At 45.3% G+C, this 12,763-nt stretch carries 9 protein-coding genes; 7 read left to right on the forward strand and 2 right to left on the reverse strand.

Going from position 1 to position 12,763, the window contains the following annotated elements:
* Nucleotides 1-138 precede the first annotated feature (138 nt).
* Nucleotides 139-1,203 (forward strand): putative sugar O-methyltransferase, encoded by a 1,065-nt coding sequence (locus AB7U36_RS08900; protein WP_428159432.1) that lies wholly within the window; start codon nucleotides 139-141, stop codon nucleotides 1,201-1,203.
* Nucleotides 1,204-1,216: 13 nt separating this feature from the next.
* On the opposite strand, the gene AB7U36_RS08905 is transcribed toward AB7U36_RS08900, so the two are convergent.
* On the reverse strand, nucleotides 1,217-4,012 hold the full coding sequence (locus AB7U36_RS08905; protein WP_428159433.1) for a 6-hydroxymethylpterin diphosphokinase MptE-like protein: 2,796 nt from the start codon (nucleotides 4,010-4,012) through the stop codon (nucleotides 1,217-1,219).
* Between the two features lie 307 nt (nucleotides 4,013-4,319).
* On the opposite strand from AB7U36_RS08905, the gene AB7U36_RS08910 reads away from it, so the two are divergent.
* From AB7U36_RS08910 to AB7U36_RS08930, 5 genes are all read left to right on the forward strand, one after another.
* Complete coding sequence (locus tag AB7U36_RS08910) at nucleotides 4,320-7,700, forward strand: flagellin (RefSeq protein WP_428159434.1); 3,381 nt, start codon at nucleotides 4,320-4,322, stop codon at nucleotides 7,698-7,700.
* Nucleotides 7,701-7,903: 203 nt separating this feature from the next.
* A complete protein-coding gene (fliD, locus tag AB7U36_RS08915; protein ID WP_428159435.1) occupies nucleotides 7,904-9,580 on the forward strand; it encodes a flagellar filament capping protein FliD in 1,677 nt (558 codons plus the stop codon).
* A 28-nt stretch (nucleotides 9,581-9,608) separates the two neighbouring features.
* Nucleotides 9,609-10,076, forward strand: a complete 468-nt coding sequence (gene fliS, locus AB7U36_RS08920) for a flagellar export chaperone FliS (RefSeq protein WP_428159436.1) — start codon at nucleotides 9,609-9,611, stop codon at nucleotides 10,074-10,076.
* 144 nt (nucleotides 10,077-10,220) lie between these two features.
* The gene (locus AB7U36_RS08925; RefSeq protein WP_428159437.1) at nucleotides 10,221-10,610 is read left to right on the forward strand and encodes a hypothetical protein; all 390 of its coding nucleotides are present in this window, start codon (nucleotides 10,221-10,223) and stop codon (nucleotides 10,608-10,610) included.
* 14 nt (nucleotides 10,611-10,624) lie between these two features.
* On the forward strand, nucleotides 10,625-10,996 hold the full coding sequence (locus AB7U36_RS08930) for a flagellar protein FlaG (protein ID WP_428159438.1): 372 nt from the start codon (nucleotides 10,625-10,627) through the stop codon (nucleotides 10,994-10,996).
* A 32-nt stretch (nucleotides 10,997-11,028) separates the two neighbouring features.
* Here AB7U36_RS08930 and AB7U36_RS08935 read toward each other — a convergent pair whose 3' ends face one another.
* Entirely contained in the window at nucleotides 11,029-11,160 is a 132-nt protein-coding gene (locus tag AB7U36_RS08935; protein ID WP_320398320.1) for a hypothetical protein, read from the reverse strand.
* A 403-nt stretch (nucleotides 11,161-11,563) separates the two neighbouring features.
* On the opposite strand from AB7U36_RS08935, the gene AB7U36_RS08940 reads away from it, so the two are divergent.
* Nucleotides 11,564-12,679 carry a FlgD immunoglobulin-like domain containing protein gene (locus tag AB7U36_RS08940; protein WP_428159439.1) on the forward strand — a complete coding sequence of 372 codons (1,116 nt, stop codon included), beginning with the start codon at nucleotides 11,564-11,566 and terminating at the stop codon, nucleotides 12,677-12,679.
* Nucleotides 12,680-12,763 lie beyond the last annotated feature (84 nt).

The raw sequence follows: 12,763 nt of genomic DNA on the forward strand, positions 1-12,763 counted from the left end.
GGCAATTACGAACTAAAATTTTGAATGAGTTATTTAACGGCCAAGGCAACTCTGAACCGCTTGAGGACAATAATTTCAAAGAACCAATAAAATCACGTGATGCAAAAACCTAACCGGACATCACTGAGGTAGAGTAGAATGAATAAAAATGAAACAAATTGCCTTTCATTATTAAATACCATGATTAATGATATGCAACACGCAGACCCCCTGTATTCACCCACCGACTTTTGGAGTGTGTGTATTGCAGCCATTATTGATGAAATTAAACGAAAAGGGCTTTCTGGTTTTCGCGCACACAAATCAGCAAATTCTTTTTTTGTACCGCTTTATTCCAGACCATTTTACTACAGACATAAAGACATCATTGACCATTTTATCAAATGGCTTGATACTCTCCCATACCGAAAAGCAGGCACTGATATTTATAATCTTTTGTCCGGGCATACAAATGCACTTGCAGATTACCGTGTGTTCAAGGCTGCTGATTCAAATAATCCGCCTATACTATCGAACTTGAGCGAAAGTCAGGTTGGGCATCCAAACGAACAATTTGTTTTTGAAGACTGTCGATACAGCCTTTCTTTTCTCAATTATTTAAAAGGCCTGGTTTTCCTGAAAAAAAATATTGTTCCAAACCCCATACACCGGGCGCTGGAAATCGGTGGTGGATACGGTACGCTTGGAGAAATTTTGCTTAAATCAGAACCCGATGCACTTTACATTGATGTGGATCTGCCGCCTGTGGCAGCAGTGGCCACCTATTATTTGCGGGAGGTTTTCGGAGAAAGTTCCGTGCTGGGATATGACCAGACCCGGGAATGGGAACATATTGACATTGACAATATTCCGGACGCATGCCGTGCGGTTGTTTTGTGTCCCTGGCAATTGCCGAAATTACGCGGAAAAATAGATCTTTTTGCCAATTTTATCTCTTTTCAGGAAATGGAGCCAGACGTAGTCAAAAATTATATTAATTTGGTACAAAGTCACGAACCGGAATACATTTTGCTTCGTAATTTAAGAGAAGGGAAAAGAAAAAAAATGACTCCAGATGAATTGGGAGTCAAGGAGCCGATACTGCTGAAGGAAATGATTTTCTGGTTTGATCAATATAAAGAGGTTGCGCGTGATACCATATCTTTTGGTGAATTGAAAATTGATAATTTCCATTCTGAAATTTCGGTGTTAACCAAAAAATAATTTGTCTGCTCCCCTATTTTACTTTGTTTATCTCCGCATTTTTAAACTGCAGATAGGCCTCTCTTGCGGCCTCAAGCTGCCCAAGCGCCTGATAGCAGTCTCCGATTTCTTTTAAAACACCATAGTTTTCGGGCAAGGCTTTGAAATAATTTTCATATGCAATGACAGCCCCGTTGAAATCATTCTGGTCAAACAGGTTCTTACCAATATTATACCAGTAGACTGCATATTCTTTATCCAGATCAACCGCCTCTTTCAAATATCCCAACCCTGAATCAAAATCTGCCATTGTAAAGGATAGATCTGCCAATACAATGCAGATATCCGGATCACAGGGATCAATAGACCATGCCTTTTTAAAAGCAGCCAAAGCACCTTCAAAATTTTTTTCTGCAATAAGATTTTTACCATATAAACCATAAAAAGTTTGTATTACACCTTTATCCAAGTAATCAAACAAGCGGCTTTCCGCATCAAACCGCGCAATCCATTTTTCCACAATGTTTTTGACCGGTTCCAGATCCTGCCTGGATTTTTCCAGATCTTCTTGTGAAAATTGCCTAAAGATGTTTCTTATACCGGTATGGTCCGGGCAGGATTTCAACCCGTTTAATAACAACTTTTCAGTAAAATATGGCCGTATCCCAGTTAAAGGAATCTTGTTAGGCATGGCCAGTTTGAAATAATAATCACCGATTTCTCTTTGCTTTTCTGCAATCCTTTCAGAAATCAATCCATCTAAATTTACCGCAATATCAAAATTCTTTTCAGCGGCTTCATAATCCCCATGATACAAAGCAATGACACCATAAAAATACTGGATCATTGCATTTTTTTCCCCTTTCTCTGCCTGAAGGGCATATGCATCCAGTAATTTTTTAAGCAACGCATAATTTTTAGACTGTTCATACAGTTCCGCCAGGTCAAGTATATTCTTTATGTTTTTCTCATTTTTTTCTATCTGTGCAGTTTTTATTTTTTCCGTTTTGTAATAGGAAATAAGTTCATTTATCCGATCTTTAAACCAACCCAGATTCTCCATTCGTATTGTATTGATTTTATCAACTCGATCCACACTTTTGGAAAGCCATTCAAGATATTTTTCAGGGGTGTTGGCCAGAGAATCAATTTTCATTTTCTGACGTTCATCCTGCCGCATATTTTCCAGGGTCAGTTCGTCAAACATTTCCCATATCGGGTCTTTATCAATTTTTATCTGATATTTATCAAAGGTGGATACTTTTTCCTGCACGTCCCTCGGCAGACCGGCAAAACTGGTCACATTCTGCAATTTTTTCAATTTTTCCTGCACCGGTTTTGCCGTTTTTTTTACTTTTTGTGCCAGCTTCTCTATTTTCAGCAACTTCCTGTAAGTTTCTTCCACCGGCTGCAACAGATCCACCGGTTTGCCCATAAACTGGATGTCCAACTTAATCGGAGCGTTACAAAAATTTTCAATGGCTGTTGAAAGGGGCATCGCTTCTGTTCCCTCTATAAATGCCCCGCCTTCAGTGGCATTTATTACAAGCCCTCCCGAATTTTTGATCATCGTTTCAAATGTGTTTTTATACCCATACATCTGCCTGTTTGTGGGCACTTTGGATTCAAGCACCCCCTTGACCCATATCACTTCCTCACCACTTTCCAGCATTTTCTTAATTTGTTCATCACTGCGCAGGGACACATGGGATGCGTGACTCCGCTTTTCAGAATAGGCCAGGTCCTGCCCGGCAAATATCACCGGATCACATCCCATGATTTTTGCAGCAACAAAATTCAGATGGGCAACGGTTCCAGCCCCGCTCACAGCCAGTCTGCCCCCTAAGGAGATATTCATCCAGTTTTCCAGGGCATTGTTGTTAAAGGCCCAGAAAACAGATTGAAAAGGAAATACCTTGGGAACCATATCCGTCACCCATGTGGTGCATATCAGATTGACCCGACGGCTGGCGGGATGCGCAGCCACAGGGGCAATCTTTTCATAGGTCAGTTCCTTATAGTCAATGGATGTCACAAAATCAGGAATAATATCATGGTTGAGCAGATTTGGCAGGGCGGTGTCCACACAGATAATAATCGCCTTACCGACTGCCTTGTGCACCTGATCGATATTTTTATCCAGGGACGGGCCCGCTGCGATAATCAGGGCCGGAACATTTTCAAACTGTGCTTTGAGATCCTCAAGCTTTCGATCATGGTGCATGGAAGTCATATGTTTCAAGCGGTTTTCAACAAATGTCCTGCCATACAATATTTTGGTTGCCCCTTCTGTGTTGAATGCGTTGATAAGGTCAAACACACGGGAGGAAATTGTTTCATAAGCCGGATCTATTTTGAAACAGGAGAGCAGATTCAGGGTATGAATATCTTCCAGCATCAATGCCCGGTTGGCCGGTCCTATAACAGTCGGCAAATCCGCGGGCTCTCCGATACACAACACGACCCGCTTGTCAGTTAAGACAGTGGAAAGATCCATTGCGTGCATGGCATGAATAAAAAGATCAGGCTCTGCTTCAAAAATAATCAGAAACTGGATGGTTTTTCTTTTTTCCAGCAGTTCAATCACAGAATACCCAAGCCCCATACCGAACATCAGTACAACCCCTGTGGAATCCTGCGGCACCATGGATAAAAAAGTTTCTGATTCAATGCCCGGATCATCTGGATCATGAATGAGAATTGCATCTTTTTCTCTCGTTTCAACCCGGATATTGGGTTTGCCGTTTTCAGCATAAACAATCGTGGTTTTGTCTGAAAGAATCCGGGATTCTGATACCACCTCAACCAAATGGCCATGGTTCTTTTTCAATAAGAAAAGGTTGTTTTCAAAATAATTGCTCTCCCATTTCGCCATTTACATTCTCCATAAATATTCGGGTGTCGAAAACACTGATACGTAAGTATTACAACGCCCATCAAAAAACGCAACCTCAAATTAATTCCTTAAAGTATCGTTTCGACAGGCCGATAACCATAGTCAGACACAAAATTGGATTTGCAAAAAAGGAGGGGGAAAAGAGAAAAACCCCGTAGATTGTCTCCTTGAACAATTACCGGCAATACCCTAACAACCGGGAAAGGATTCCCGGGGATCACTTACATGGAGGATTATACATATGGCGCTTAGACTTAACACCAATGTGGCAGCTCTCAATGCCCACAAAAACATGGTTAAAAATGACAATGCCCTTTCCGCATCCCTTGGAAGGCTGTCATCCGGCCTGAGAATCAACAAAGCGGCAGACGACGCATCAGGCATGTCCATTGCCGACTCTCTGCGGTCCCAGGCTATGGGCCTTGGTCAGGCCATAAAAAACGCCAATGACGGCATCAATATTGTCCAGACTGCAGATGCGGCCCTGGAAGAATCCATCAACATTATCAACACCATCAAAACCAAGGCGATCCAGGCTGCACAGGACGGCCAGACAACTGAATCCCGGGCCGCCATCCAGTCAGATATCGACAAACTGATGGAAGAGATGAATACCATAGCCAGAACCACTTCTTTCAACGGCCAGAAACTTTTGTCCGGTAACTTTACGGACAAACAATTTCAGGTTGGTGCCTATTCGGGTGAAACCGTTAACATTTCTATAGGTTCCTCAGAATCCAACAAAATCGGACATGTAACATCCAGCAAGCTGTCTCTGGCCGATGATGCTCCCGGCAGGGTTGAACTGGCAATCTACAGCAACCTCCAGGACAAAAATTTTGAACTGGAAGCCACTGATGTCGGGTTCACCAATTCCCGGGAGAACAGCATGGCAGCCGTGGCCGATTCCATCAACAAACTGTCTGACGTGCTGGGCATATCTGCTTCGGCAGAGGTTAAATCAACTACCAGCAGCACCATCGGTGCGGGTACACTGTCGGAATTTTCCATCAACGGTGTCACCATGAACGGCGTGAATGTTCAGGCCAATGATGCAGACGGTTCTCTTGTCAAGGCCATCAACAACAAGACATCCCAGCACGGCGTTTTGGCCACAGTGGATGCCAACGGCACCCTGACTCTGAATTCCACGGACGGCCGGGCCATTGAGGTCAAGGCGGACAGTGAGGGCCTTCAGTCCGTATTCAAGGGAGAAGATATGTCCACGGTGGGACATATTAACCTGAACCAGACCGGTTCCAGTGACATTGTGATCACCAACGTGGACGGCGGAGATGCGGTGGCCCTGACCAATAAGATGGACATTGCCAAATCAGAGGCTTTCACCTCGTCCGCCACTGCGGCCGTGGGATCCAAAATCGCTGCAAACTCTACCATTGGTGCCGGCTGGACTACTAACCAGGATATAACAGCATCTAGTGCCTTTAGTGATGATATTATCACAAGTGAGGGAAGCATCCTTGCAGCCGGATCGGTGCTGGGTAGCGGTTCAACCGTTATGTTTAACGACACCATCAACGGAGACGTAAAGGCAAAAACCACCACTACCAGCACCACAGCCTCAAGCACCCTGGGACTTTATTCCACTATTATAAACGGTAGTATTTTGGCTGCAGGCTCTGAAATCGGCACTGGCGTGACACTGGCCGGTACGTCCACTATTGAGGCGACTGCCGCCACCACGGCTGACAACACGATTAGTTCCGGTTCAGTTTTGACCGCAGGAACAGTTTTGGCTGCCAATACAACGTTAACAAATACCGCTGCGACCATTGAACAAACAGATGCAACAGTGGGTAACAGTACGCTGGCTATCGGGTCCACACTATCTGCCGGAACCACAATTGCCAGTACCACAACGCTTGGCGGCAATGTCCTCATCGTTGAAGCAACAGGCGTCACCACCGCCACCAGTACAGTTACTGCAAGCGGGTCTATCCTGAAACAGGGATCTGTTCTCGGGAATGGTACGACACTTGATACCCATAAAAAAACAACGGTTTACCAGACCGGCGAACTTACAGCATCCAGCACACTTGGTTCAGGCTCAACGCTTAAGGCTGGCAGCCTCTTAAAGGCTGGAACCGTCCTGGGAAGCGGCATAACTGTTTCCGGTTTGGACGGAGTACCACTATCAGGCGGTGCGGCTGGTGCACAATATACCCTGAAAACAGACATTATTCTTGCGGCTGATGAAGCGCTGACAAACCAGGATATCGTCCTTGCTGCCGGCAGCAAGCTTGCCAACGGAACAATCATCTCCTCCGGCGATACGATTTATACCGACCTCACGCTGGCAACTGATTTCACTCTGAGTGCTATTGCGGGCGCTGCCGATATGACCCTGGCCATCGGTTCTTCCCTGGCTGGTGGATCAACTCTGTCCTCGGGTTCAACCATCGGTACGGATATCACCTTGCGCAGTGCTGCAACGTTAACCGGTGCCATGACAGCCAAAACAGGTTCTACGCTTGCGGACGGCACCTCCTTAAAAGCAACTTCAGTCATTGGCGCCGACATTACCCTGAAGAGCAGTGCGACAGTCACTGCTGGAGCAGCCTTAACCGCCAAAGCAGGATCAAGCTTTGCAGAAGGCTCCAGTTTAACATCAAAATCAAAGATCAATGCCGATGTCACCCTAAAACAGGCCTCAACCCTCACAGCAGACATGGCCAGCATTACCAAGGAAGTAACACTGGGTACCGGTTCCGTACTTGCGGCGGCCAGTGTTCTTAGGGCAGGATCCTCATTCAACGGCGAGATAAACCTTGACGGAGATGTCAACTTCACCAAAAAACAGGAGATCGGTGCCGGATCCACCATTGAAACCACGGATACCTTTATCAAAGCAGGATCCACGATTGGCGGCAGCGCTGCGACAAAAGTTGATCTGGACGTAATCAATGACGCTTTCACCCTTGGTGCCGGCACCAAGCTGGCAGCTGGTTCCATGCTTACCAATGGATCCACTATCGGCGGCACCATCACCCTGGATGCTGATGAGAAAGTGGCTTCCGGTACCCAGATGCAGCTTGAAGCAGGGTCTTCTCTGGCAGAGGGCAGTGTGATCACGGCAGGCACCTACCTGACCAATGACATTACTGCGGCTGACGGAACGGTGTATGCTGCCGGAAATGTGCTGGAAAGCGATATCACCACCGGCGGAGTGAATCAGCTGAGTGAAGCCATGACCCTGCAGGCAGATTCGGTGATTGCCCAGGGCAGCACCATTGCCGCCAATACCGACGGGAACGCAGCCACTGCCCAGGTGAGTGATGCACAAACCAACCGGCTGTCCGACCTCAGCGTACTGACTCAGGAAGATGCCCAGATCGCCATTTCAGTAGCTGATGCCGCCTTGAAGGATCTGGACAAGATTAGATCGGGTCTGGGGTCTGTGCAGAACCAACTGACCTCCACCGAGGCCAACATTACCACTACCCGTGTAAATGTGGCAGCAGCGGAATCAACCATCCGTGACGTTGATTTTGCGGAAGAATCTCAAAACTTTACAAAACTGCAGGTTCTTGCCCAGGCCGGAACATTTGCCATGTCCCAGGCCAATGCAAGCTCACAGAACGTAATGAGCCTGCTCCAGTAATCCATAACCATCAGGCTATTGATTCTGATCAGGCCCCCCGGCAACAACTTGCCGGGGGGCCTCTTTATTTTAAAAAATTTAATTTAATGTTTTGATCCCACACATCCGATAGTAGAGACATAATCAATGAATGTTAATGTGCATGATTTTTGCTTAATATTCTGTCTGATGATGAAACCCTGTAGACAGAAGGAGGCGATAAAATGGGATTGGGATCAATTACAAGCTTAGGGTTGGGGTCGGGATTGGAACTCCAGGATATTCTGGATCAATTGCGGGAGGTAGACAAGGTCCCCATTGATATAAAAGAGACGCAAAAAACAAAGCTTGAAGCTCAGGTGGTTGAATTCGACAGCATCAATGCCAAACTCATTCAGCTCAAATCAAGCGCTCTATCCCTTTCCTTGGAATCCAACTTTATGGAACGTACCGCCGGGATCTCTGATGAAGAGATTGCCACGGCAAGTGTCATATCCGGGACCAAACAATCCACATACACTATTGATGTCCATCAGCTGGCTACGAAAAGCTCCTGGCAAAGCACAGGCGTGGAAGAAGAAAGTTCACTGATGTATGCCACACCAAGTACAGGGATAGCATCTTCCGACACGCTCGTGGTTACCGAAACGACACCGCTGTCGTTTACGATTGGCCACGGCGACGATCAAAAGAGCATCACCCTTGATATTGAGGCCGATTCAAGCCTTGAGGATATTGCCAAAGCCATTAACACGGCTGCTGGCAACCTTTCGGATGACGGGACAACCTATGTAAGCGCAACCGTTGAAACCGGCAGTGACGGAAATTATATCAGGCTTGCGTCAACTGATGACAACAGCCTTAACAACAATCAGATCCTTGTTTCCGAGGGTCCGGACTTTGTTGTCCCGGATCTTATGTTCTCTTATCAGACCGGCGCCGCCAGTGACCCTGTCTATGTTTCCGTCCCCCCCGGAACCTCTTACCAGGACACGGTTTCCCTGATTAATGGTGACACAAACAACAGCGGTGTTACGGCTGCCCTGATCAATGACGGCTCTGCAGACACCCCGTGGCATCTCACCCTTACGTCAGATACGGAAGGTGAGAGTAACCGGATTTTTCTGAACGGTATTAACATGACGGAAATACAGGGGGCGGACGATGCGTCCCTCAACGCCTCGTTCAGTGTGGATGGATATGAATACCAGCGCCAGACCAACGAAGGGCTGGAAGATGTTATCCAGGGGGTGACCCTGAACTTTGAAAAAACCGGGGAAGCTCAATTAACCATCTCATCAGATACCGATAATATAAAAGAAAAAATCACTCAGCTCATTGACACCTATAATGAGCTGATCGCTGAAATTGATACACAAACCCAATATGATCAGGACGAGGAAACGGATGGCATTCTTTCCGATGTATATGCCATAAAATCCCTTGGGTCCGATCTTCTATCTTTCATGACAAATCTGATTGATACCGGTGGCGACATCACGTCGCTTCTTGATCTCGGCGTAGAATTAAACGAGGACGGCTCCATTACCCTGGATGAAACTGCGCTGGATGATGCATTTTCTTCTTCCTTTGAAGATGTGGTAAGCCTTTTTATCGGTGATAGCGACAACGGAATCACGGGACTTGGAGATATACTCAATGATAAGTTAAAGGAAATGACCAGCTCAACCGGAGTGGTTAACGGGGAAAAAACTGCTGCCGAGGAAAAAATCGACCGCCTGACCACCAGCATTGAAACCGCCACGGAAAGACTGGACAAACGGTATGAAGTGATGGCCCAGCAATTTGTCCGGCTGGATGCATTGATTGGTACCATGAATTCCCAGTCAGACTACCTTACGAGCATGTTTGACTCATTTAATAATTCCCAGGAAAAATAATCTTTTTTAAAACAACAGGAGGCCATGAATGTCAGTTGCAAAAAATCTGAACACCTATTTAAACAACCATTATGAGGGTATGACACCTGAAAATCTGATACATCTTCTGTATAAAGGCGCGCTCAAGCACTTAAAATGTGCAAGGGAAGGAATTATTGAAAAAAGCCCGAAAAAACGCGGTGAGCATTTAAGCAGGGTCATTGCCATTGTATCAGAACTTAATGCCAGCATCGATCCGACAATGAATGACGACTCCACCCGATTTTTAAGAGGGCTTTACACAAGTATTTTGATGGAATTGCCAAAAATTTCCCTTACCAATGATGTCAAGACAATAGATCTTGCATCTGCCTACATTGAAAAACTCAATGAGATATGGGAGACCCAGGTCTTGAATAATCCTGGGGGAAAACCCGCTGCACCGGCAACAGCGCCGGCGTCTTATGGCGGATATAATTCCGGGAACACCATGGAACCGAGATCAATTTTTGCTTGATGACATTTAACCTGGGTGTCTAAATTCGCTTTTTACCACGAAGCGCACGAAGGACACGAAGGGTGATTGTGCCCAGAGATTTTATTCTTCGTGTGCTTCATGCGCTTCGTGGTTAACAAAATCAACAGCTAAAGGCAACTTTTTATGAAAAGCAAATTGAACGCGCTTGACCGATCCATGGAAAAATACAAGGACATCCAGGAAAAGCAGATCAATGCATTTGAAACCGAACTGATGCCCGATCTTGAATCGCTCAATTTTGAACGGGCTGCTGTTTTTGCAGACCTGAAAAACAATCTTGACCACTTTTCAAACATCATCCATTATGAACCTGATATGGAATTAATAATCCATTATCAAACCCGATTGAAAGAGATCATGGAAACCGATGAACGGTTGAAAGAAAGAATCACCCAATACAAAAATGAATTAAAACAGCATATGTTAGATACAAGTAAAACCAAAACCGCTTTTCATGGATATAAAAAATCAGCCGGGTCAAGCGGCCTGAAATGGGTATATATTACTGGATAAGAAGGAAAAATATCATGAAGATAAATACTGTTTCTCCAACCCCCCAGACTGCTGAATCATCAGGGGTCGGCCCCATTGCAACAGAAACTGCCGATAAAATCAAAAATATGGCGCCGGATCAGTCCCGGGCAACCGAACAAAAAGAGGAAGAGTCTCCGCCTGCCGAAGAGATAAAAGAACTTGCAGAGACCCTGAATGAATACATGGATGGTCTTCAAACGGATCTGGGGTTTTTCATGCATGAAAAATTGAACCATCAAGTGATCGTGGAGATTAAAAACAGAAAGACAGATGAACTTATAAAACAAATTCCCTCCGAGGAACTGGTGACGATAAAGGAAAAAATGGCGGAACTGACAGGGCTTCTTTTTGATACAAGTATATGATTTCAGTATCCGAATCATTTTTTGACACGGATTCAAAAGTCATAGGCTGGAAACGTAAAATCATTGTTCACGACTTTATTCATATGATATTTCAGGGTCTTTTTTGGGCTTGCAACTGCTTTTAATCCTTGCTTTTCCCCCATTGATACATTCTTTTCAGCCATTAACAGGCAAATTCTTCCGAGTATCAAATTTCGTATCGCCCTAAGGGGATATTTCCCCGGTGAAATAGGTAAAAATTTCCATGTGTAAAGAACGCAATGCCGGCGTGTTAATCTTATATCAGGTAAAATGATAAATATTTATATCATAAGATTGTTTCTATGTTTATATAATTTAAAAATACTATATATCTATTATACGTAAACAGTTAAAGAATTAATCATGTGAGACTTTTTATTAATTTTTGTCTGTGATGCGTATATGCAATTCGTTTAGGCACCTTTCTTGGTTTAATTAAGATCAGGACAAGGCCAGGACAAGGCCAGAGTAAGACCGGGAAAGGTCTCTTTGGCACTTTAAAGCATCGACCCAACCATTATTAATAAAAGCCAGAAGGAGGCAGGTATGTCTGATAACTCGATCCTTTCGTCACTGGTTAGCGGCTATGAGGCTTATGATACTCAGGCGACCTCAAAAAGTGACACCGCCAAGACAACTTCATTGGGCACCGAGGATTTTTTAACTCTTTTGGTGGCCCAGCTTGAAAATCAGAACCCCCTTGATCCGGCAGATACGAATCAGTTCACAGACCAGCTGGCCCAGTTCAGCCAGGTTGAACAGCTGATCAATGCCAATGACAAACTTGATGAAATGGTGACGGGTGTTAAGGGTACCGAAGAAGATGTTGATGCCAATTCATTTGTAGGACTCACCGTTACGGCAACCGCAACCTCAATGACCATTGATAACGGCGCTGTAACTTCCGGGTTTTATGAGGTTGATGAGCCTGCTGAAGTAATTGTGTATGTGTATGATGCCAATGGAACAAAGGTGGCTTCATTGTCCCAGGGCGAGGTTGAGGCCGGATCGTATCTGATCTCCTGGGATGGTACCGATGATGAGGGTAACAGTCTGGATGACGGTGAATACTCTTATGAGGTTATGGCCAATTCCGGAGACGGCTACAAAGAGGTACAATCCCATCTGTCCGGAACCGTGGATGCCGTGTCGTACCAGAACGGAAAGGGATACCTGGTGATCAAGGGTGTGTTGGTGGATCCGGAGGATGTTACCACCGTAACCTTGTCTTCGTCCTCATCTTCGAGTGATTCGACCTCCATTATTGAATACCTTGGCACCACGGTATCTTCCAGCCATCCAATTATCCAGGTGGAAGACGGCAAGGTTCAGGGGGATGCTCTAAGCTTCAGCCTTACCGCCGCCTCCGATGTCACGGTCACAATATATAACGCCGATGATGAAAAAGTTGATACCATTGAAATATCTGCTGATGAGGCAACTGGCGGAGAAAATGAAGTCACCTGGGACGGGCTGACAAACAGCGGGCACATGAATTCTGACGGGATTTATTATTATACGGTTAAAGCGGATACGGGAAGCGCCTCCACCGCCATTTCCGGAGAGGTGAGTGCCATAACGTCTGTTGACGGCACCCAATACCTTGAAATTGGAGATACCGGACGTCTGGTTTCTGTATCAAGTATAACTTCTGTTGAATGAACGATGTGAGTATTGAGTATTGAGGAAACAGCTTATTGTAATCTCACTACTCACTACTCACAACTCACTACTTTCATATAAAAA

Source organism: Desulfobacter sp. (assembly GCF_050177295.1).

Bases quoted from the DNA above. Each gene is read 5' to 3' on its own strand.
- AB7U36_RS08900 (WP_428159432.1), top strand. From the start codon at position 139: ATGAATAAAAATGAAACAAATTGCCTTTCATTATTAAATACCATGATT.
- AB7U36_RS08910 (WP_428159434.1), top strand. From the start codon at position 4,320: ATGGCGCTTAGACTTAACACCAATGTGGCAGCTCTCAATGCCCACAAA.
- fliD (WP_428159435.1), top strand. From the start codon at position 7,904: ATGGGATTGGGATCAATTACAAGCTTAGGGTTGGGGTCGGGATTGGAA.
- fliS (WP_428159436.1), top strand. From the start codon at position 9,609: ATGTCAGTTGCAAAAAATCTGAACACCTATTTAAACAACCATTATGAG.
- AB7U36_RS08925 (WP_428159437.1), top strand. From the start codon at position 10,221: ATGAAAAGCAAATTGAACGCGCTTGACCGATCCATGGAAAAATACAAG.
- AB7U36_RS08930 (WP_428159438.1), top strand. From the start codon at position 10,625: ATGAAGATAAATACTGTTTCTCCAACCCCCCAGACTGCTGAATCATCA.
- AB7U36_RS08935 (WP_320398320.1), bottom strand. From the start codon at position 11,160: ATGGCTGAAAAGAATGTATCAATGGGGGAAAAGCAAGGATTAAAAGCA.
- AB7U36_RS08940 (WP_428159439.1), top strand. From the start codon at position 11,564: ATGTCTGATAACTCGATCCTTTCGTCACTGGTTAGCGGCTATGAGGCT.